The organism is Pseudomonas sp. NFIX49 (genome assembly GCF_900115915.1).
In the GTDB taxonomy this organism is placed as follows: domain Bacteria; phylum Pseudomonadota; class Gammaproteobacteria; order Pseudomonadales; family Pseudomonadaceae; genus Aquipseudomonas; species Aquipseudomonas pharyngis.
In genome coordinates this window covers 249,984-271,096 of record NZ_FOYE01000007.1, presented here as the reverse complement: position 1 = coordinate 271,096, position 21,113 = coordinate 249,984, and the positions used below count along the sequence as shown (strand labels likewise).

The 21,113-nt window shown below is 60.6% G+C and carries 21 protein-coding genes and 1 pseudogene; 12 read left to right on the top strand and 10 right to left on the bottom strand.

Annotated features, from left to right (window positions below; translation table 11 throughout):
* Positions 1 to 20 precede the first annotated feature (20 nt).
* Positions 21 to 515 carry a PaaI family thioesterase gene (locus BMZ46_RS21385; RefSeq protein WP_074690801.1) on the bottom strand — a complete coding sequence of 165 codons (495 nt, stop codon included), beginning with the start codon at positions 513 to 515 and terminating at the stop codon, positions 21 to 23.
* 55 nt (positions 516 to 570) lie between these two features.
* The gene (locus BMZ46_RS21380) at positions 571 to 825 is read right to left on the bottom strand and encodes a FecR/PupR family sigma factor regulator (protein ID WP_074690802.1); all 255 of its coding nucleotides are present in this window, start codon (positions 823 to 825) and stop codon (positions 571 to 573) included.
* Positions 826 to 1,049: 224 nt separating this feature from the next.
* On the opposite strand from BMZ46_RS21380, the gene BMZ46_RS21375 reads away from it, so the two are divergent.
* The gene (locus tag BMZ46_RS21375; RefSeq protein ID WP_074690803.1) at positions 1,050 to 2,960 is read left to right on the top strand and encodes a tyrosine-protein phosphatase; all 1,911 of its coding nucleotides are present in this window, start codon (positions 1,050 to 1,052) and stop codon (positions 2,958 to 2,960) included.
* 29 nt (positions 2,961 to 2,989) lie between these two features.
* On the opposite strand, the gene BMZ46_RS21370 is transcribed toward BMZ46_RS21375, so the two are convergent.
* Together BMZ46_RS21370 and BMZ46_RS21365 are read right to left on the bottom strand one after the other, a co-directional pair.
* Complete coding sequence (locus BMZ46_RS21370; protein ID WP_074690966.1) at positions 2,990 to 3,958, bottom strand: helix-turn-helix transcriptional regulator; 969 nt, start codon at positions 3,956 to 3,958, stop codon at positions 2,990 to 2,992.
* Between the two features lie 123 nt (positions 3,959 to 4,081).
* Complete coding sequence (locus BMZ46_RS21365) at positions 4,082 to 5,758, bottom strand: MFS transporter (protein ID WP_039773110.1); 1,677 nt, start codon at positions 5,756 to 5,758, stop codon at positions 4,082 to 4,084.
* 426 nt (positions 5,759 to 6,184) lie between these two features.
* Here BMZ46_RS21365 and BMZ46_RS29155 point away from each other — a divergent pair, with 426 nt between their 5' ends.
* Positions 6,185 to 6,526 (top strand): hypothetical protein, encoded by a 342-nt coding sequence (locus BMZ46_RS29155; protein ID WP_139184877.1) that lies wholly within the window; start codon positions 6,185 to 6,187, stop codon positions 6,524 to 6,526.
* 66 nt (positions 6,527 to 6,592) lie between these two features.
* Here BMZ46_RS29155 and BMZ46_RS21360 read toward each other — a convergent pair.
* Positions 6,593 to 7,063 (bottom strand): annotated as a pseudogene (locus BMZ46_RS21360) (transposase); the annotation flags it as partial.
* Between the two features lie 279 nt (positions 7,064 to 7,342).
* On the opposite strand from BMZ46_RS21360, the gene BMZ46_RS29150 reads away from it, so the two are divergent.
* Complete coding sequence (locus tag BMZ46_RS29150; RefSeq protein ID WP_139184876.1) at positions 7,343 to 7,657, top strand: hypothetical protein; 315 nt, start codon at positions 7,343 to 7,345, stop codon at positions 7,655 to 7,657.
* Positions 7,658 to 7,761: 104 nt separating this feature from the next.
* Here the strand turns inward: BMZ46_RS29150 and BMZ46_RS21355 are convergent, their stop codons facing one another.
* Positions 7,762 to 8,145, bottom strand: a complete 384-nt coding sequence (locus BMZ46_RS21355; RefSeq protein WP_074690804.1) for a DUF6124 family protein — start codon at positions 8,143 to 8,145, stop codon at positions 7,762 to 7,764.
* A 453-nt stretch (positions 8,146 to 8,598) separates the two neighbouring features.
* On the opposite strand from BMZ46_RS21355, the gene BMZ46_RS21350 reads away from it, so the two are divergent.
* The 4 genes from BMZ46_RS21350 (at position 8,599) to BMZ46_RS21335 (ending at position 12,497) form a co-directional block, all read left to right on the top strand.
* Positions 8,599 to 9,030, top strand: a complete 432-nt coding sequence (locus BMZ46_RS21350) for an HhH-GDP family DNA glycosylase (protein WP_074690805.1) — start codon at positions 8,599 to 8,601, stop codon at positions 9,028 to 9,030.
* The gene (locus tag BMZ46_RS21345) at positions 9,027 to 9,758 is read left to right on the top strand and encodes a DUF72 domain-containing protein (protein WP_074690806.1); all 732 of its coding nucleotides are present in this window, start codon (positions 9,027 to 9,029) and stop codon (positions 9,756 to 9,758) included. Before BMZ46_RS21350 ends, BMZ46_RS21345 begins: the two co-directional genes overlap by 4 nt.
* A gap of 101 nt (positions 9,759 to 9,859) precedes the next feature.
* Complete coding sequence (locus tag BMZ46_RS21340) at positions 9,860 to 10,240, top strand: RidA family protein (protein WP_007955413.1); 381 nt, start codon at positions 9,860 to 9,862, stop codon at positions 10,238 to 10,240.
* 268 nt (positions 10,241 to 10,508) lie between these two features.
* A complete protein-coding gene (locus tag BMZ46_RS21335; protein WP_074690807.1) occupies positions 10,509 to 12,497 on the top strand; it encodes a peptidase U32 family protein in 1,989 nt (662 codons plus the stop codon).
* 74 nt (positions 12,498 to 12,571) lie between these two features.
* On the opposite strand, the gene BMZ46_RS21330 is transcribed toward BMZ46_RS21335, so the two are convergent.
* Positions 12,572 to 13,882 (bottom strand): MFS transporter, encoded by a 1,311-nt coding sequence (locus BMZ46_RS21330; protein ID WP_074690808.1) that lies wholly within the window; start codon positions 13,880 to 13,882, stop codon positions 12,572 to 12,574.
* Between the two features lie 490 nt (positions 13,883 to 14,372).
* Between BMZ46_RS21330 and BMZ46_RS21325 the strand changes: the two genes are divergently transcribed.
* A complete protein-coding gene (locus BMZ46_RS21325) occupies positions 14,373 to 15,398 on the top strand; it encodes a GlxA family transcriptional regulator (RefSeq protein ID WP_074690967.1) in 1,026 nt (341 codons plus the stop codon).
* Positions 15,399 to 15,419: 21 nt separating this feature from the next.
* On the opposite strand, the gene BMZ46_RS21320 is transcribed toward BMZ46_RS21325, so the two are convergent.
* Both BMZ46_RS21320 and BMZ46_RS21315 read right to left on the bottom strand, forming a co-directional pair.
* The gene (locus tag BMZ46_RS21320; protein ID WP_074690809.1) at positions 15,420 to 16,484 is read right to left on the bottom strand and encodes an alpha/beta fold hydrolase; all 1,065 of its coding nucleotides are present in this window, start codon (positions 16,482 to 16,484) and stop codon (positions 15,420 to 15,422) included.
* A 210-nt stretch (positions 16,485 to 16,694) separates the two neighbouring features.
* On the bottom strand, positions 16,695 to 16,889 hold the full coding sequence (locus BMZ46_RS21315) for a PLDc N-terminal domain-containing protein (protein ID WP_041475233.1): 195 nt from the start codon (positions 16,887 to 16,889) through the stop codon (positions 16,695 to 16,697).
* 167 nt (positions 16,890 to 17,056) lie between these two features.
* Here BMZ46_RS21315 and BMZ46_RS21310 point away from each other — a divergent pair, with 167 nt between their 5' ends.
* The 4 genes from BMZ46_RS21310 (at position 17,057) to BMZ46_RS21295 (ending at position 20,169) form a co-directional block, all read left to right on the top strand.
* Positions 17,057 to 17,893 (top strand): AraC family transcriptional regulator, encoded by an 837-nt coding sequence (locus tag BMZ46_RS21310; RefSeq protein WP_074690810.1) that lies wholly within the window; start codon positions 17,057 to 17,059, stop codon positions 17,891 to 17,893.
* Between the two features lie 51 nt (positions 17,894 to 17,944).
* Entirely contained in the window at positions 17,945 to 18,541 is a 597-nt protein-coding gene (locus tag BMZ46_RS21305) for a LysE family translocator (RefSeq protein WP_074690811.1), read from the top strand.
* Positions 18,542 to 18,649: 108 nt separating this feature from the next.
* A complete protein-coding gene (locus BMZ46_RS21300; RefSeq protein ID WP_074690812.1) occupies positions 18,650 to 19,357 on the top strand; it encodes a class I SAM-dependent methyltransferase in 708 nt (235 codons plus the stop codon).
* A 116-nt stretch (positions 19,358 to 19,473) separates the two neighbouring features.
* Positions 19,474 to 20,169, top strand: a complete 696-nt coding sequence (locus BMZ46_RS21295; RefSeq protein WP_074690813.1) for a tRNA (adenine(22)-N(1))-methyltransferase — start codon at positions 19,474 to 19,476, stop codon at positions 20,167 to 20,169.
* 8 nt (positions 20,170 to 20,177) lie between these two features.
* Here BMZ46_RS21295 and BMZ46_RS21290 read toward each other — a convergent pair whose 3' ends face one another.
* A complete protein-coding gene (locus BMZ46_RS21290; RefSeq protein ID WP_074690814.1) occupies positions 20,178 to 21,074 on the bottom strand; it encodes an AraC family transcriptional regulator in 897 nt (298 codons plus the stop codon).
* Between the last annotated feature and the right edge of the window lie 39 nt (positions 21,075 to 21,113).

The following is a 21,113-nucleotide window of genomic DNA, read 5'->3' as shown; positions in this document are numbered from 1 at the left end:
TTTTCCTTCAATGACGGATTTCAGCGACCGTGCGCGGCCGCTGCCAACTGCTCGGTATCCACCCGCACGAATACCGAATCACCCACCGCCGTCAGCACTTCCCCGGCGTAGACCTCGCAGATCACCCGGGTCTTGCGCCCGACTTCACCTTCGACTTTTGCCTTCAATGTCAGCGGCAAGCCCATTGGCGTTGGTTTGATGAACTTGATGCCGAGGTTGCCGGTGACGCAGTTGATGCGCGGCAGGCTTTCGGGTTCGCGTTGCTCGGTCCGATAGTGGTAGGCCATCGCGGTCCAGTTGGAATGGCAGTCCACCAGCATCGCGATCAAACCTCCGTAGACCAGTTCCGGCCAGCCGCAGTATTTGGCCTCGGGCACATGCTCGGCCATGACGTGCACGCCGTCTTCGTGCCAGAAGCTCTTGATGTGCAAACCGTGTGGGTTGCTGCTGCCGCAGCCAAAGCAGACGCCCTCGGGGGCGGCGGTGTCTTGCAGGGAAATGTCGGGGGTGGCCATGCCGGGATCATCCTTAAACTGTAAGCCGAACCCCGCGGATTCTAACCCCGAATGCTCACCGTGAGGATTGCTCCTTCGCGGCGGGCCGGGGAGGATCGGTCAGCAGTTTTTTGCGAGTCGTCGAGTGGTTCGGCAATTGCTCACTGATGTCCCAGATTTCCAGCATTTTCGCGTATTCAAAGGCGTGGCCCGGGCTGAGTTGAATCCACTGCTCAAACGCCTGGCGTTCGTCGGGCGTGCAATCGTCCTCCTGCAGGCGCAGGCACCAGTGCGCTGCCTGGTTCAGGATTTCTTCATCTGCGTCGTTCATTGACGGTTTCCACGATGGCCGGAGAGGGCATTCTACGTTCGCCCTTGCAAAAAAAACGTCAAAACGTGTCGAAGATTTACACGGTCAGTGCAGGTAAAACGGACAGAAAACGCGGCAAACGGACAGATCGCGCCGCTATTTCTGGCCCTCGCGCAATTGTCATATTCGGTCACATTTCAATGCAGATAGTGGGCAGCCCAACCTGTTTCCAGTGAGGCTGCCCCGTGTTTCAACGTCTTGTGTGTTCGCTGTCCGTGCTGAGTCTGTCCATTGCTGCCGCCCAGGCCGCCGATCTCGATACCTCGCGTCTGGCGGGCATCGACAATTTTCGGGATATCGCAGGCACCACCACCGCCTATTCCACGGCCCATGACGGCACAATGCGCGCCGGTGTGTTCTACCGCTCCAATGCCCTGACGCCGACGGCGGCGGACCTGGCGACCCTCAACGGTCTGGGGATCAAGTCGGTGTACGACCTGCGCACGCCCAGCGAAATTGCCAGCACGCCGGACACGATGCCAAGCGGTGCGACCTACCAGAACATCGACATCATCGGCAGCACCACCTCCGGCGCGAACATCACCACCGTGTCGTTCAAAAGCGCAGCCGATGCGATTGCGATGATGCAGGAGACCAACCGCGCGTTCGTCAGCGATGCCGGCATGCGTGGTCAGTTCGGTGCGCTGTTCAATGAACTGGCCGGTGTCGACGGCGCCGCGTTGTTCCATTGCACCGCCGGCAAGGACCGCACCGGCTGGACCGCTGCCGTTCTGTTGAGCATCGCCGGCGTGGATAACGCCACGATCATGAGCAATTACCTGGCGACCAACGACTACACCGCCGAACGGGTCGCCAAGACCCTGGCGATGATGCCGCCGAGCATGGCCGCGATCTACGCGCCGCTGCTGGGTGTCGAGGCGAGTTATCTGCAAGCGGGCCTCGATCAGGTGGCCGCGCAGTACGGCAGCATGGACAACTACCTCAAGCAGGGGCTGGGTCTGTCCCAGGAAACCATCTATGTGCTGCGCGGCAAAATGGTCGAGTACAACAGCCTGCCGGGTCAGGCCGGGCTTATCGGCAACGCTGCCGCCGGTGCGCAACTGTTGCGGGAGTTGCAGAACAGTAAACTCTCGGGCACCTACAGCGCCTACAACTACTACCTGCAATCGGCCATCGACGCCGGCACCCTCGGCGGTGTCGAGTCCACGGTCGGCGGTCAGGTGCACGCCGATGCTGCGAGTTACCTGCTGCGTCAGAACGCAATGATCGAGCAGGCCGCCGCGCCGTTCGCCAGCGGCACCGACCTCAAGGTCGGCCAGTACCGGTTGTGGAGCACCGCGCTCGCCGGTTACCTGGGCACCGACGGTTCGGCCCATGCGCAAAGCAGCAACGAACACAGTCAGGGCCTGATGGTTGGCGTCACTCAGCGCTTCTCCGAACAATTCAGCGCTCGCGGCGGCATCGGTTACAGCAAAGGCTCGGTGGGCGGCGCAGGTGGGGAGGCTGACACCGATTTCACCTTCCTCGACCTTGGTGCCCGTTATGGTTTCACCAGTCTGGAACGTGGCCTGTTTGTCGATGCCAACATCAGCGCCGGTTATGTCGACTACGACAGCAAACGCGACCTCGGCGGCGGCCTCGGCTCGGCGAAGGGCGACACCCACGGTAATCTCAGCGGCGCGACGCTGGCGCTGGGTTATCGCATGCCGCTGAACACTGTGATTCTGGAGCCGAGCCTCGGCGTGCGGGTCAGCCGTCTGGACCTGTCGGGCTTTCAGGAGAAGGGCAGCGAATTGGCTCTGGACGTTGATGACATTCAAGAAACCCGGCGCAGCGCGGTGGCCAATCTCGACGTTTCGTTCGCCCCGGTGCCGATGGGCGCGTGGCAACTGGTGCCGGGCGTGCGCGTTGGTTACGAGCGTGTGCTGGGCGATCATCAAGTCAACAGCGAAGGGCATCTGCTGGGGCTGGATATCGAGCAGCGCGCGGCGTTCGACAACCGCGATCAGTTCAGCGGCGGCGTCAACCTGATAGCCAACCTCGGTGCCCTGAGTCTGGGTGCAGAAGTCGGTGCCAGCGGTGGCGGCGACAGCCACGGTTTCAGCGGCGCGCTCAAGGCCAGTTATCAGTTCTGATCAACTGAAGGTGAAGAAAAAGGATTGCCTCAGCGCAATCCTTTTCGCACCTCGGCCGGGCTCACGCCGTAGGCATTCTGGAAATACTGGCTGAACCGGCCGACATTGCTGAAGCCCAATCGCAGCGCCACCTCAGTCACCGACGGCGAAACGCCCTGACGCAACGTTTCGTAAGCGCGCTCCAGCCGCACCTGCCGTTGATACCCGACAATCGACATCCCGGCAAACCGTCGAAACCCTTCCTGCAATGCGCGCAGGCTGACGTTGGCCAGCCGCGCCAGATCCGTGCCACTGACCTGAATCTCGGGATGCGCCTGAATGTAATCGATCGCCTGCCGCACATGCCTGGGCGCAATCAATGCCTCTGGACGGCGCAAGGCCTGGCTGAAATTGTGCGGCCAGGCTTCCAATACCGCGTCCACCAGCATCTCCCGCAGCCGTGACGGCATCAGCGAGCCAGCGTTCAACAGCAGATCGAATTCCGTGCCGGTGGCCAGATCGATCAGCGCGCGAATGCCCTGAAACGCCGGGCTGTTCAGATCCACCCTCGGCTCGAAATGCAGCTTGTGCACGATCGGTTTGCCCAGCAGGGTCGACAGCCGTTCGGTGAGCGCCGCACGGCTGATCGACATGCCGTGCTGGGCATGATTGTCGATAAAACGCATCGAACGCAGGTCAGCCTTGTCGATGGCCAGCCCTACATCGCTCAGCCCCACGGATTCATGGTTGAACACGATCTTGCCGGCGGTGGGAATGACGAAGGTGATTTCATCGAACGGCTCGGGGAAGGCGACGGTGAAATCGCCCCGGTAATGCATGCGCCGGAAACTCACGCCTTCGTACCGCCCGTAAACGCCGCCAATGATGATGTCTTTGGGCGGCGGTGGTGTGTCGCCATAACGGTTGCCGAACATTCGCGAGAACAGGGCGCCGAAGTCGTCACTGGCCATGTTGTCGGATCGCAGGATGAGGGTCTGGCGCGTCGGGCTTGAGTACACCGGGAGGGTCACCTTGGTGGTCGGGGCATCGGGGCGCGACGACGTTACCAAGGGAGAATGACGCCGATGTGACAACGCTCGATGCTGTGCGCGAACGTCACGCACAGCATCGAGCGAAGCGGGTCAGGTGTGATGGATGTCGCGATCCTTGGTCTCCGGCATGAAGAAGATCCCGAGAATCGCCGTCATCACCGCAATCACGATCGGGTACCACAAGCCGTAGTAGATATCCCCGGTGGCCGCAACCATCGCAAACGCCACGGTCGGCAGGAACCCGCCGAACCAGCCGTTGCCGATGTGGTACGGCAGCGACATCGAGGTGTAGCGGATGCGCGCCGGAAATAGCTCGACCAGCCACGCCGCAATCGGGCCGTAAACCATGGTCACGTAGATCACCAGAACGGTCAGCAGGAGCAGCACCATCGGGTAATTGGTCTTGGCCGGGTCGGCTTTTTCCGGGTAACCGGCTTCTTTCAGCGCGGCGCCGAGGCTGGCAGTGAACGCGTCGTTACGGGTCTTGAAGTCAGCGGCCGGCAGGGTGGTGCCTTCGAAGCTTTCGATGACCTTGTCGCCGATACGCACCTGAGCCACGGTGCCCGGTTCCGCCACCACGTTTTCGTACGGGATCGCCCGTTTCGCCAGGATGGTTTTCGCCAGATCGCAGGAGCTGGTGAATTTGGCCTTGCCCACCGGATCGAACTGGAACGAGCACTGGTCGGGGTTGGCGATCACTTTGACCGGGTTCTTCTCCTGGGCCACGAATACGTCGGGATTCCCGTATTGGGTCAGCGCATGGAAGATCGGGAAGTAGGTCACCGCCGCCAGAATGCACCCGGCCATGATGATGCCCTTGCGCCCGATGCGGTCGGACAGGCTGCCGAAAATCACGAAGAACGGCGTACCGATCAGCAGCGAACCAGCGATCAAAAGATTGGCGGTCTGCGCGTCGATCTTCAGGGTTTGCAGCAGGAAAAACAGCGCGTAGAACTGCCCGGTGTACCAGACCACCGCTTGCCCGGCGGTGCCGCCGAGCAGGGCCATGATCACGATTTTCAGATTGTCCCAACGGGCGAAGGATTCGGTCAGCGGGGCTTTCGACGACTTGCCTTCTTCCTTCATTTTCTTGAACACTGGCGACTCGTTCAGTTGCAGCCGGATGTACACCGAGACCGCCAGCAGCAGGATCGACAGCAGAAACGGAATCCGCCAGCCCCAGGCCTCGAACGCTTCGGTGCCCAGCGCGGTACGGCAGGCGAGGATCACCAGCAACGACATAAACAGGCCCAGGGTCGCGGTGGTCTGAATCCATGACGTGAAATAACCGCGTTTGCCCTTCGGCGCATGCTCGGCCACATAGGTTGCTGCGCCGCCGTACTCGCCGCCCAGCGCCAGGCCTTGCAGCAGGCGCAGGGTAATCAGAATGATCGGCGCCGCCACCCCGATGGTCGCGTAACCGGGCAGGAAACCCACAATCGCCGTCGATACACCCATGATCACGATCGTGATCAGAAACGTGTGCTTGCGACCGATCATGTCACCCAGTCGCCCAAACACAATCGCCCCGAACGGCCGCACCGCAAAACCTGCGGCGAAGGCGAGCAGGGCGAAGATGAACGCCGTGGTCTCATTCACCCCGGCAAAGAAGTGCTTGGCGATGATCGCGGCCAGGGAGCCGTAGAGGTAGAAGTCGTACCACTCGAACACCGTGCCGAGCGACGACGCAAAGATGACCTTGCGCTCCTCCCGGCTGACGCTGTGGTGCGGGGCACTGCCTGTGGACATGCTGTCGAGTACTGCCATGGGTGTTCTCCGTCGTGCTTGTTTTTGTAGGCCGGAGCACTTCATCAACGTCGCGTACCCAAGGCCTGTGGCGGATGCCGGTTCAGGTATTTCGTGGAGCGTGCACAGAATCACCGCCCCGCGCGGGAGGGCGGGGTTTCATTGAGCATAATTGGGAATCGGGGGATATCCAGCTGTGGGAGGGAGTGGCGCAGACCGGATAGTCGAATCGGGGAAACCCATGGTATTCGAATTAAAGAAGAAAACGTGATGAGTTAAATATCAAATGGATATAAAAGACTGGTATTTCTGACAGTGGTTTTATCGAGTTTTAAACTCAAGTATAGAACAGGCCGGAGTTGTTAAAGGCTTAAGGTTGGCTGGGGCGGGAATGGATGTTTCTCGTTTGGTCGGTGGATGTTAACTTTTCTATTGAAGGAACAGAATATGAAATTTTCCAAGCTGTTTAGGTTTACGGTATTTCTCTCGTTGGTTTTGACTGGTCAAAGCGTTTTTGCTGGAGATCCTGATTGCGAGAAGGCATGGAATAACAGCAGCGCCAAGGGTAGCTGTACATTCTATACCAAGGACATTAATAGGAATGGTGAGTCCTGCGTGCTCGAAGGCTACTGTCGTCAATCAAGTGGAACCCAGAGCATTAATTACAATAATGCTTTGTATGCGTCTCCCAATAATCGAGTAAATGTGTATCCTGCTGCAGTCATTAAGCTTGAAGATGTGCCAAAGCTTGGTAATTGTAATGGTTTTCTGAAAGTTGGCTCGTGTTAACAGGTCGATCGATCAGGTTGAAAAGATTAAAAGGGGACAGATTTATTTAATTGTCCCCTTTTGGCGTTAAGCACTTTTCTCTGGCCGTCCTCTATCTCTTAATTCAATGCGTCTTCCGGTGATTTGTTCGATTTCATCGACGAATCTCATGTTGCCAGTCAGTTGGCCGCGCTGCAGTGCACCCCTGATGAGTTGCAAATCATTGGTGGGTGTAGCCATTTCAACAAACGACTTATACCGTTCACGCCGGGTGGCATCGTCAGGTCCCAATTCCAGAAAGCAAGGATCTTTGTCCAGCCAGGTGCTTTCTGAAAAATCGTTCAGGCGCAGAGCGAAACTTGACCAGGGGTAGTCTTCTGCACGCTCCACCATGTGGGCTCGCACCGGGTTTAACTCGATGTAACGACTGCAAGCCAATAGATAGGTGTCGGATTGAACAACGCTGGATTTGTAGCGACTTTCCCACAGCGTGCCAGCCCGCCCCTCAGCCTTGTTGCGATACCGCGTCATCCGCCCGGCGAGGGCTTTTATGTATTCCTGCGTCCTTGTTGTGACGGATGAAGTTTAGAGCGGAGCTACGCTGAAGCAGGCAGGATGTGTTAGAGGATGTATCCGGCTGAACTGAGGAGATAGATTAATGAGTCGGCGTCTAGTGTTTTTATAGCTGCTCAGAATTTATGTTGTTCTAAATAAATATTAAAGACTGTCATTTCTATCAGGTGCGGTTGCGGATATTTGTGTTGATAATTTTGGTGGGTTGGGTCGGGAAATGATTCTGTCCCATTTTGTTATTTTGTTATAGGGGTTGTAAATCTAATGAAGATGAAATCATCTATTGGCAGTGGCTGTCCGGCAATGTCTTTTGTGTTTGCCATCTCGGCAATTGTAGTTGGGTTTGGGGTTTGTCGTGAAGCTGATGCTGATCGTTTTCAGTTGTCGGATAAAGACGTAATTGAAGAGCACTATAACGAATGTCGGAATAGGTATGGGCCTCAATTAACAAGGGCTGATGCAGCTAAGCTTGATCAAAACTGTAACCCGATGCCGGAAAAACCTCCAAAAAAACCCATCCATGTGCCAGGGGCAATATTCATTCCTGACCCTGGGTCGAATGATACTGAACAAAAATAAAGTACCGGAAAATGAATCAAAAGGGACGATCAAAAGGGGACAGGTTTATTTAATCGTCCCCTTTTGATTTGTGTGGTAGCGAAGATGAATTTCGACGGTGCGGTTTACTCCGTTGGCACGACGTTATCCAGCACCTGATTCACCGCCAGTTCCGCCAGCATCACGATCTGCGCGATGCCCTGTGCGGTCTTGCGGTGGGGGCCTTCGAGGGCGTCGACGAGGTTGTTGAGCATGACGTTGGCCGAGCCGAGAGTTTCGACGGCGTCGGCGAGCAGGGATTCGGTGTTGCTGGCCGGGTTGGCCTGGTAGAGGCGGTTGGGAACGTAGGGCGCGGCCATGATGTAAGGGGCGGGCGGGCCGAGGTAGTAGTTGAGGGCGCGTTCGGCGGCTTCGTTGAATTTTTTGGAGTCAGGGCATTCGTAGGGGGATGTTGGATTGGTGATGCTGGCCGGTGCGGTAACCGGGGGATTTGGAGAAGGTTTGATCATTTTCAGGTTCCGAAATGATGCTGAAACCGCTTCTCTGCTAAAAGAAGGGAGGCAGCTGGACGCAGGTTAGCAGACCGGGGAACCTAAGGAAGCCGGCGCGCCGAAGCGCCCTGCGTACAGCCGCCATCAAATGCAGGCATGGAACCTGATTGATAGTGCACGTACGACCTTAGGTTGACCACGGGCTGCTAAACCCGATCACTGCAAATCAGTGACCCGATCCAAGTTACCGGCCGACCCCAAGGCGCACAAGCCGGCGGATTCTGGCGTAGCGGTAGGCTCTGGCGCAAGGATTTGTAGGCATTCGGAAGCATTTCGACATGTCTTTAAACGGCGCGATCCAAGCCTGTTTATCGATCCTTGCCCAACGAGGAAAAGCCTGACGCTTTACGCCCCCAGAACCATTCGTCGCCAGCCTCGCACTCATCACGCCGCCCCTCGCTCAAAAGCTGCATGACCAAAACCATCAACGCCGAAGACTTGCATATCAGCCTCCACCCGGGGAGCGAATCAGCCCTGTTCAAATGGCTGCTCGCCAGTTTCCTGATGGGCAAACGCATCCAGGCCGACATCGCCGCCGAAGCCTACCGAGTGATCGTTGAACAGCACCAGCGTGACACCCCGCGCAAACTCGCCCACTGCACCCACCGCGAACTGGTGCGGATGCTCGGCCAAGCACATTACGTGCGCTACGACGAAACCACCGCCGAACGGTTGCTGGCCCTGGCCGCCAAACTCAATGACGAGTATGCCGGTCGGGTGATGAACATGGTCGAGGCGAGCGCCGACCGCCAGGACTTCGAAAAGCGTTTGCAAGCCTTCGACGGCATCGGCCCGAAAACTGTGGAAATCTTTATGCGCGAAGCGGGCAGGGTGCTGTTTTGAGTGTGCCGTCGATCTTCATCGGTTGCGCGGGTTGGAGCCTGCCCCGGCAGCACTGGCCGGCCTTTCCGGAGCAGGGCACTCATCTGCAACGTTATGCCGCGCTGCTCAATGGCGTGGAAATCAACAGCTCCTTCTACCGTCCGCACAAACTGCAAACCTATGCCCGTTGGGCCGAGTCGGTGCCGGACGGATTTCGCTTCTGCGTGAAGATGCCGAAATCGATCAGCCATGAGCGACGCCTGCGGGACTGTGAACCTGAGCTCGACGCCTTTCTCGAGCAGTGTTCGGGACTCGGTGATCGCCTGGGTTGCCTGCTGCTGCAGTTGCCGCCGTCGCTGGTGTTTGACGAAGCGGTTGCCGAGGCGTTTTTCATCGCGTTGCGTCAGCGCTATTCCGGGGCTGTGGTGCTTGAGCCGCGCCACGAATCCTGGGCCGCCGCCGAACTGCTGTTGATGGCATATCGCATCGCGCATGCGGTGGTCGATCCCTCGCGAATCAGCACCGACACTGCTCCGTGCGGCTGGCCGGGCGTGCGCTACTGGCGGCTGCACGGTTCGCCACGGATTTATCACAGCCCCTACGACTCGGCGTATCTAGAAACGCTCGCCGGCGATTTGCAGGTGGCGGCTGTCGATGGCATCGACACCTGGTGCATTTTCGACAACACCGCCAGCGGCGCGGCACTCGGCAATGCGCTGGAACTGCGGCGGATACTGGCACGAGGCTGACACACCGCGTCGGGACTTCCAACCGCCGACCGGGTCTGTAAACTGGCCGCCCGAAACGGCGCGCGATGGCGCCGTCCTCACTGCCAGCGAAGGACTTTCCCATGGCCAACCAAGACATCACCTACACCCCGGATCCGGATGCAGACTCGATCTCTTCGGACGTGACCGAATTCAACGGCATCCTGATGTCGACCCAGATTCCGACCCGTGCCGATGGCAGCCTGGAACTGGGCGACGTCACCGCGCAAAGCGAATGCACGTTGCAGGCGCTGAAAGTGGCGCTGGAAAAGGCCGGCAGCTCGATGGATCGCGTGCTGCACCTGACCATCTACCTGACCGACATGGCTGATCGCGCTGCGTTCAACGAGGTGTACAAGCGCTACTTCGCCAAGCCATGGCCGGTGCGCGCGGCGGTTGGCGTGGCGGCGCTGGCGGTTGAGGGGATGAAGGTGGAAGTGACTGCGATGGCTGCCAAGGCTTGACCCCGTAATGATCGTTCCCACGTCGAGGCGTCGAACCGTCCGCGTGGGAATGCCTCAAGGGACGCTCCGCGTTCCAGCTCTGGAAGGGACGCGGAGCGTCCCGGGCTGCATTCCCACGCAGAGCGTGGGAACGATCAGTGACGGACCGCGTGGGAGCGATCTGATCGTGACGGGTTGAAAACAGCCACCCGGCAGCACAGGCGTGCCGCCCACGCGTTTCGCGGCTACAATGCGCGCCTCGACCGTGACAGCCTGACTAAAAAAACATATGTCCTTGCCCAAACATCACCTGGAACTGCTCAGCCCCGCCCGTGACGTGGCCATCGCCCGCGAGGCCATCCTGCATGGCGCCGACGCGGTGTACATCGGCGGCCCGAGCTTCGGTGCGCGCCACAACGCGTGCAACGAGGTGAGCGAAATCGCCGAACTGGTGGAATTTGCCCGTCGCTATCACGCGCGCATCTTCACCACCATCAACACCATCCTGCACGACAACGAACTGGAACCGGCGCGCAAGCTGATCCATCAGTTGTACGACACCGGCGTCGATGCGCTGATCGTCCAGGACCTGGGCGTGATGGAGCTGGACATTCCACCCATCGAGCTGCACGCCAGCACCCAGACCGACATCCGCACCCTTGAGCGGGCCAAGTTCCTCGATCAGGCCGGTTTCTCGCAACTGGTATTGGCCCGTGAACTGAACCTCAAGGAAATTCGCGCAATCGCCGATGAAACCGATGCCGCCATCGAGTTCTTCATTCACGGCGCGTTGTGCGTGGCGTTTTCCGGTCAGTGCAACATTTCCCACGCGCAGACCGGGCGCAGTGCCAACCGTGGCGACTGCTCCCAGGCCTGCCGTCTGCCGTACACCCTGAAAGACGAAAAGGGTGGTGTGATCGCCTACGAAAAACACCTGCTGTCGATGAAGGACAACAACCAGAGCGCCAACATCCGCGCGCTGGTCGAGGCCGGTGTGCGTTCGTTCAAGATCGAAGGTCGCTACAAGGACATGGGCTATGTGAAGAACATCACCGCCTATTACCGCCAGCGCCTCGACGACGTGCTCAACGATCGTCCGGACCTGGCCCGCGCCTCCAGCGGCCGCACCGCGCATTTCTTCATGCCGGACCCGGAAAAGACCTTCCACCGTGGCAGCACCGACTACTTCGTCAGCGAACGCAAGATCGACATCGGCGCGTTCGATTCGCCGACCTTCACCGGTCTGGCGGTGGGCGTGGTCGAGAAAGTCGGCAAGCGTGACATGCAGGTCATCACCCACGAGCCGCTGTCCAACGGCGACGGTCTCAACGTGCTGGTCAAGCGCGAAGTGGTGGGTTTCCGCGCCAACATCGCCGAAGCCAAGGGCGAGTTCGAGGAAGAAGGCGAGAAGCGCTACCGCTACCGCGTCGAGCCGAACGAAATGCCGGAAGGCCTGTACAAGCTGCGCCCGAACCACCCGCTGAACCGCAACCTCGACCACAACTGGCAGCAGGCCTTGCTCAAGACTTCTGCCGAGCGTCGGATCGGCGTGAGCTGGCTGGCGAAGCTGCGTGAAGAGCGTCTGGAACTGACCGTGACCAGCGAAGAGGGCATCAGCGCCAGCGTCGCGCTGGAAGGCCCGTTCGGCGTCGCCAACAAACCGGAACAGGCGCTGGACACCTTGCACGACCTGCTCGGCCAGCTCGGCACCACCGAGTACCACGCGACCTCGATCAAACTGGATGCGCCGCAAGCGTTCTTCATCCCGAACTCGCAGCTCAAGTCGTTGCGCCGTGAAGTGATCGAAGCGCTGACCGCCGCCCGCGTTGCCGCCCACCCGCGCGGTTCGCGCAAGGCCGAGACCACGCCACCGCCGGTGTATCCGGAGGCGCATCTGTCGTTCCTGGCCAACGTCTACAACCAGAAGGCTCGCGACTTCTACCACCGTCACGGCGTGAAGCTGATCGACGCCGCGTACGAGGCTCACGAAGAGGCGGGCGAAGTGCCGGTGATGATCACCAAGCACTGCCTGCGGTTCTCCTTCAACCTGTGCCCGAAACAGGCCAAAGGCGTGACCGGTGTGAAAACCAAGGTCGCGCCGATGCAGCTGATTCACGGCGATGAAGTGCTGACCCTGAAGTTCGACTGCAAGCCGTGCGAAATGCACGTGATCGGCAAGATGAAGGGCCACATCCTGAATCTGCCGCAGCCGGGCAGTGTGGTGGGGCATATCAGCCCTGAGGATCTGATGAAAACGATCCCGCGCGCGCCGCACTGATTCAGAGGCTGCTGTGCGATAAATAAAAAAAACCGGTGACGAAAGTCACCGGTTTTTTTATGCCCGCCAGAAACTCAACTGGCTTCGTAGCGCGATCCTGTCTGCGGCGCCGCTTCGCCGCTCAACGCATCGACCATCGGCGGATGGTCCTGCGCCGCCTGACGCAGATCCTCGGTCACCCGCAGCTCTGCACCGGTCGGCGAGAAGGTCGCTGCCGCCGCAAACGGCGCCGGATTGGCCGGCACCGGACGCTTGCCGCGACGCCAGAAGAAGAACGTCACCATGCTCAGGTTGACCAGCGCGAAGGCCCAGAACAGGCCGGTTTCGCCATGGGCATTCATCGCCGGGGAGATCAGCAGCGGGCTCATCGCTGAGCCCAGCGAATTAATCAGCAACATGCCCTGAATCATCGGCACCAGGGTTTCGACCGGTGCACGGTCGGCAGCGTGGCTGACCGCAACCGGGTACAACGCGAACACGCCGCCGCCCAGCAGGAACAGCATCGCCGCGAGCATGACCGAGGACAGCGGCACCAGCACAATCACCAGGGACAGCACGGTGCACGCGGCGCACAGCACGGTCAGCACTTGCAGGCGATCCTTGCGATCGGACCAGCGCCCGACCGGGTATTGCAGCAGCATCGCGCCGAGGATCGTCCAGGCCATCATGCTGCCGACTTCGCCGACGTTCAGGCCGATGCGTTGCAGGTACAGCGGCAGCAGGGTGTAGATTGCCGCGATGGTCACGCCGGAGCCGAAGCAGCCGACCAGCCCGGTGGGCGATACGCCGAGCAGCGCCCGTGGCTTGAGCGGTTCGACCTGTTCCAGCAGCGGCGAAACCCGCGGCAGGATCACGATCGGCAGCACCGACAAGGTCGCGAGCATGCCGGCGACCATGAACGGCGCCGTGTCGCCCAGCCCGGTGATTTTCCCCAAAAACGCCTGACCCAGCACGCCGGCGCCGTAGAGAACGATCATGTACAACGCGAGCAGACGGCCGCGAATCTTCGCGTCACCGGCCAGCAGCAGCCAGCTCTCGATCACCAGAAACACACCGACCGTGGCCCAGCCGTTGATCAGTCGCAGCACGACCCAGCCCCAGGTGTCATAAAACAACCCTTGCAGCAGGATGGTCGCGGCGATCAGCGAGGCGAAGCTGCTGTAGGCGCGGATGTGGCCGATGCGCAGGATCAACCGGTCGTTGAAGATCGCGCCCAGCGTCAGGCCGATGAAATAGGCCGAGGACACGATGCCGATCATCGTCGCCGATTCGCCGGCCGCGCCCAGACGCAGGGTGGTCAAAGAAGACAGAAAGCCGTTGCCCAGGGCAACAATGAATAGCCCGAGCAGGGGCGCCAGCGCCATGGCCAGCAAACGCGGTGTCATAAAAACCTCAAGTGATCGAACAGCGGAACGTGCGCCTCTGCGCATGCGAGTGCCAAGCCGAAGTGTGTTGAAGACAAACGACCGCCGAACGGGCAGGACGATTGAGCCAGGCGCGCTTCGTGGAAGTGGCCGGCTGTTCAAACCTGAGGGTTGTCATGGCTGCGGGCAGGCGCCGTTCGGGCGACTGCAAGAGGAGGCGCGATTTTAAGCCTTGTGCAGCGTTTGCCAAGGTGCCGGGCCTGCGACGTTGGGACGCAGGCCGGCGGGGATTGGGTGACTGATCGTTCCCACGCTCCGCGTGGGAATGCAGCCCGGGACGCTCCGCGTCCCTCCCAACGCCGGACGCAGAGCGTCCATGGAGGCATTCCCACGCAGAGCGTGGGAACGATCAAGGTCAACGGCGTGGGAACGATTTCTGGATGGGTGCTTGCGTCGTTCGCGAGTAATTTGCTGCGGCGCCGGTTAGCATGGCGCTACAACAATGAAACCGATGGACCCCACCTTGATCGAACGACGCCAATTCAGCGGTGGCATGAAGGGCAAGAACCTTCGCTACCTGAACGAGCCCGCCAGTGGGCGGGGACGTATGACCCGCACCGGGTTCGTGCTGCTGGAGCATTTTTCCCTGCCGGCCTTCACCCAGGCGCTGGACACCCTGGTCACCGCCAATCTGCTGCGCCCCGGTCTGTTTTCCACGTGCACCTTTGGCTTGAGCGACGGTGAAGTGATCAGCGACCTGGGGCTGGTGATCCGCCCGGACGCGCGCCTGGAAACCAGCGTGTTGCAGGAACTGGATCTGCTGGTGATCTGCGGCGGTTACCGTACGGAATTGAAGGCGAGCGACGAGTTCATCAACCTGCTGAAAATGGCCGCCGAGGCTGGCGTGATACTGGCCGGGTTGTGGAACGGCGCGTGGTTCCTGGGTCGGGCAGGGGTGCTGGAAGGTTATCGCTGTGCGATTCACCCGGAGCATCGGCCGGCGCTGGCGGAAATTTCCAAGGCGACTCAGGTCAGCAGCGAACCCTATGTGATCGACCGCGACCGGTTGACCGCGTCCAGTCCCTCCGGCGCGTTCCACATGGCGCTGGACTGGATCAAGGGCCTGCACGACAAGGCGCTGGTCGAAGGCATCGAAGACATTCTGGCGTTCGAGGAATCGCGTTACCGGCGGATCAAACCGACCGAGAACCTCTGCGTCAGCGCGCCACTGCGTGAAGTGGTGAAACTGATGGACGCCAACCTCGAAGAGCCGCTGGAACTGGAGCAACTGGCGGTGTATGCCGGGCGTTCCCGGCGTCAACTGGAGCGGCTGTTCAAGGAGCAACTGGGCACCACGCCGCAGCGTTATTACATGGAACTGCGCATCACCGAGGCTCGGCGGCTGCTGCAACACACCGAGCTGTCGCAGGTGGACGTGCTGGTTGCCTGCGGATTCGTGTCACCGAGCCACTTCAGCAAGTGCTACAGCGCCTATTTCGGTTATCGCCCGTCCAAAGAAAAACGGCTCGTCAAATGACGAGCCGTTTGGCGTGCCGCTTCAGAGGTGATCGGCGTCGATGATCGCCTGAGCGAAGGCTTTCGGGTCTTCCTGCGGCAGGTTGTGACCGATGCCACCGTTGATCAGGCGGAACTGGTATTTGCCGGTGAAGCGTTTGGCGTAATCCTCGGGCGCCGGGTGCGGGGCGCCGTTGGCATCGCCTTCGAGGGTGATGGTCGGCACGCTGATCGACGGCGCAGTGGCGAGTTTCTGTTCCAGTGCCTCGTACTGGCTTTCACCCTGCACCAGGCCCAGGCGCCAGCGGTAGTTGAACACGGTGATGGCGACGTGATCCGGGTTCTGCAACGCCTTGGCACTGCGGTCGAAAGTGGCGTCGTCGAAGGCCCATTTCGGTGACGCCAGTTGCCAGATCAGCTTGGCGAAATCATGGGTGTTCTTGGTGTAACCCGCCTCACCACGGTCTGTGGCGAAGTAGAACTGATACCACCATTGCAGCTCGGCCTTGGGCGGCAGCGGATTCTTGCCGGCGGCCTGATTGCCGATCAGGTAACCGCTGACCGACACCAGTGCCTTGACCCGCTCCGGCCACAGCGCCGAAACGATGTCCGCCGAACGCGCGCCCCAGTCGTAGCCGCCGAGCACGGCTTGCTTGATCTTCAGGGCGTCCATGAAATCGATCACGTCACTGGCCAGCGCCGCCGGCTGACCGTTACGCACGGTCTTGTCGGACAGGAAATGCGTGTCGCCATAACCCCGGGCATACGGCATCAGCACCCGATAACCCTTGGCCGCCAGCAGCGGCGCTACGTCGTCATAGCTGTGAATGTCGTACGGCCAGCCGTGCAGCAGAATCACCACCGGGCCATTGGCCGGGCCGGTTTCGGCGTAGGCCACGTCCAGCAGGCCAGCCTTCACGTGTTTCAGCGGGCCGAAGGGCAGATCGGCCTTGACGCTGGCGGCTGCGGTCTTGACCGGCTCGGGGGCAGCGGTTTGTGCCTGGGCGAAGGCACCGAATTGCAGCAGCGCGGTGGCGAGCATCGACAAGCCCAACAGGCGACGACGGTTTTTCCCGGTAGTGACGGTGGCGTGTGGTGCGTGCTTCATGGCAAGTCTCCTTATGATCGGCGAGGGCCGGGTTCTGGCTGAACCCTTCGAATCTGGAGCCCATTAAAGACTGGCCACGTATCTGCGCTGTTTCCGTTTTCATCAGCTGATGCGCGGGCATGTATCCGGGAGGCGTTCGTACACACTGCGATACAAACCAGCGGCCAACAAAAAGCCCCGAATGTTCGGGGCTCTTGCTTGTCTTGGGCTTCAGGCCTGAGTGACGTGCTTGGGCCCGGCCAGCGCCCAGGCGATCAGCCCGAACAGTGGCACAAACACGATCAATACGATCCAGACGCCTTTGTTGCTGGCTTTCCCCTCACTCTTGCGCACCCGGTTGATCGCCCACAATTCGATGAGCAAAAGCACGACGGCCAGTACGATCCACGTGGTTTCAATTTGCATGAGCTACCTCCTGATGGTCTTTGGCTTAGGCGGGCCGTGGCACTCAGGGTTCATTAAATTTGCTGGGTGGTCTGCCTGGCTCACGTGCACAAATGTTCTAAACCGATCGGCAAAGTCGCGGTAACGTAGACGCCTTTGACGAACAATCACTGCCTTCGGAGCCTTGCGTGGACAAACGCAACTGGATCGACTTGTCTCAGGATGCCGACACCGGGATCGAGTCGATTCGTGCCCATTTCCAGGGCCATGCCTACGATCCGCACTGGCATGACAGCTTTCTGGTGGGCGTCACCGAGCAGGGCGTGCAGCAGTTTCATTGCCGGCGCGTGCGCCATCTGAGTACGCCAGGCAAGATTTTCATGCTGGAACCGGGGGAGATCCACGACGGGCACGCGCCGACGGAGGAGGGTTTCACCTATTCCATGCTCTACCTCGACCCGCACTGGCTGGAGCGCGAATTGCGTGTGCTGTTCGAGCATGCGCCGGACAACAGCCAGCTCGGGTTCACCGATACCCTGAGTCAGGATTCGCGCCTGTCCACCGCCATCAATCAGGCCTTCAACGCCCTGCATCAAGGCGACTTGCGCATCGTGCGCCAGACCGCCATCGACACCTTGCTCGGTGCGCTGACGTCCCACCTCGACTGGCGTAAGCGCCAGCCGTTCGATCCGCGCCTGCCATGGGTGGCCCAGGTGGCGCGGGACTATCTGCATGCGCACGCCTTCGACGATATCGGGCTGGACGACCTGGCCCAGGCCTGCGGGGTCGATCGCTTTCGTCTGACCCGAGCGTTCAAGGCCGCTTTCGGGCTGGCGCCGCATGCCTATCTGATCCAGCTGCGCCTGGCCCGCGCCCGCCAGTTGCTGGCGCGCGGCGAAACACCCGCCACCGTCGCCAGCACCCTCGGTTTCGCCGATCAAAGCCATCTCGGGCGCTGGTTTCGCCGTGCCTATCACCTGACGCCGGCGGACTACCGCAAGCGCTGCTCAAACCTTCCAGACTGAACCCCGCGTAACCGCGACCATGGCCTCCTGTTTTGATTCGGGAGTCCTGTCATGGAATCGTTGCTGCCCTTTCTGCTGTTTTCCTTCGTCGCCTCGATCACCCCGGGGCCGACCAATATTCTGGTGATGAGCCACAGCTCACGGCGCGGCATGACGGCCACACTGCCAATCATCTTCGGTGCGTGTGTGTCGGCGGCGCTGGTGGTGTTGGTGGTCGGACTCGGCGTGGGGGAAACCTTGCTGCGCTATCCCCGTGTCCAGCAGGCGATGGCCTGGGCCGGGGTGTTGTGGCTGAGCTGGCTGGCGTGGCAGATCTTTCGCAGCACGCCGCCGTCGCTGGACTCGGCAACAGCGGCTGATGACGGCTTCAACGTGTTCGGCGCCGCCGGCCTGCAATTGATCAATCCCAAGGTGTGGATGATGGCCGTGGCGGTGGTGAGCGTATTTGCTGGTGGCAGCGAGGACACCGCCCGGATGGCGATGTTGTCGCTGGCGTTTCTGCTGGTCAGTCTGCCGTGCATGACGGCGTGGGCGCTGTTGGGCGTGGGCAGCGCGCGGTTCTTTGGCTCGCCCCGGGCATTGCGGCGCATGAATGCCGTGCTGGCGGTTTTGTTGTTGCTGTCGGCTTGGTTGGCGGTGTTGGTCTAGGAGTCGGTGGTTTCCGCATTCCCAACAGGAATGCACCGCATAAAATCAATGAATTTCTATTATCGATTCTCGTGACGTAGGGTGCTTCAAGGACACGGAGAAACGACCTTGAACGCTTCCTCTACTGAAAAATTCGACACCTCCCGCGCCAATGAATATGGCAAGCAGAGCCGCATTGCGCTGGCGGGCTATGACGCTTGCCATGACCTTGCCGCGTGCATGCTGGCGGCCAGCTTGGGTAATGCCGGTTCGCCGCGGATTCTGGCGGTGGGCGCAGGCGGGACAGCTCAGGAAATCATCGCGATGGGGGCTCTGGAGCCAGGCTGGCGATTCATGGCGGTTGACCCTTCCGAGCCGATGCTGGCGGTGGCGACCGAGCAGTTGCGGTTGCATGACTTGCTGGCGCGAACGGATCTGCATCTGGGGCCGGTCGATGATTTGCCTGCCGATGAGTCATACGACGCCGCCACGGTGATCGGGGTTCTGCATCATCTGGAAGGCGATGAGGCCAAGCGAGTGCTTCTGCAATCCATTCGGGCACGTTTAAAACCGGGTGCTCCGCTGATCGTGGCCGGCAATCACTACGCCTATGCGAGCCAACCGTTGCTACTGGAAGCGTGGGGACAACGCTGGCGCCAGAACGGGGCCAGCGCCGATGAGGTAAAGGCCAAACTGGGGAAAATTCTTCAGGGCGCTGATCCTCCGCATTCCGAGGCGGCGGTTCAAAAGCTCTTGCATGAGGCCGGATTCGGCGAGGTCACCCGGTTTTTCAGCAGCCTGTTCTGGGGCGCGTGGTTGACGCGTCGAGTGCGTTGATCCGGGGGCGAGCGACGAATCCGACCACACGCATTTGAAATCCCCGCCGTTGCCCCCCAGAATCGCGCCCCGATCCGGCCACCAGTGCCGGGCGTTCAGAGTGAAAGGGGTTGCGGTTGAACGAACAGACATTGTCCATGCGCCTGGAGCGGGTGGCGGCGCACGTGCCCGCCGGTGCGCGGCTGGCTGATATCGGCTCGGATCACGGCTACCTGCCGGTGGCCCTGATGCGCCGTGGCGCGATCGCGGCGGCGGTGGCGGGCGAGATGGCCGAGACGCCGTTCCGTTCGGCGCAACGCACCGTGCGCGAAAACGATCTTGAGCAGCAGATCACCGTGCGCCTGGCCAATGGTTTGATAGCCGTCGAACCGGCAGACGGGGTCACGGCAATTACTGTGTGCGGCATGGGCGGCGAGACCATCCGCGACATCCTCGAAGCCGGCAAGGCGCGCCTGAGCGGCCGCGAACGTCTGATCCTGCAACCCAACGGCGGCGAGCAACCGCTGCGCCAATGGCTGATGGACAACGACTACCGCATCCTCGTTGAAGAAGTCCTGCGGGAGAACCGTTTCGACTACGAGATCATCGTTGCCGAGCGCGACGGGCCGGTGAGCTACACCGCCGAGGAACTGTACTTCGGCCCGCTTCAGTTACAGGCGCGCAGTCCGGCGTTTGTCAGCAAATGGCAGCACCGCCTGCGCCACAAACAGCAGACCCTGACTCACTTCGGTCGGGCGCGGCATGCGGTATCCGAGGAGAAAATGCAGGATCTGGCGCGGCAGGTGCGGTGGATTACTGACGTGTTGGCGTGAAGGGCTGATCAGTGATGCGCGCTGCTTCGCGTCTCTGCGAGTATCCGCACCGCGTCACGCGAGGGCGGCAAGCCGAACACCCGTGCGTAATCGCGGCTGAACTGCGTAGCACTTTCGTAACCGACTTCGAACGCCGCGCGGGTGACGCTTCTGGCATTGGCCACCATCAGCTTGCGGGCCTGTAGCAGGCGAACGCGCTTCTGGTATTGCAACGGACTCAGCGCCGTGACGGCTTTGAAATGCCGATGAAAGGCTGACACGCTCATCGACGCGAGTTGCGCCAATGCGTCCACGCGAATCGGTTCGGCAAAGTCCTGGCGAATGTGCTGAATGGCCAGATTGACGCGAGCCATGGCGCTGTCGGGGGCCGCAATGTCGCGCAGCATCCAGCCGTGGGGGCCTTGCAGGACTCGATACAGAATCTCCCGTTCGTAGACGGGCGCGAGGGCCGCGATCTCCTCCGGCCTCCCCATCAGGCGCAACATGCGCACCCAGGCATCCATCAACTCAGGCGTGACAGCGGCCACCGAGAAACCGCTGTCCTGTTCGTGCTGCCCGAGCGGTTTGGGCAAGTCGGCCAACAGGGTCGTCAGCACCACCGGATCCAGTGTCAGACTGATCGCCAGGTAGGGCTCGCCGTCCGCAGAGGGGTGAACCTGGCCCACCGCCGGCAGATCGATGGACATCACGAAATAGGTCGCCGGGTCGTAATGAAGCGTACGATCGGCGATGGTCATGCATTTGCTGCCCTGCAGAATCAGGTTGATCATCGGTTCGTAAACGGCGGCCAGCATGTGCTCGGGGATTTCACCCTGAACCATGGCAACGCGCGGGATACCCGTCTCCGTGCGGCGGTTTTCGGCGTGTTGCGCCAGGGCGCGAAGTTCTGTCAGTTGATTATTCATGCCAGGCATCTGAACCCACGCGATCACTCCCACGCAAGC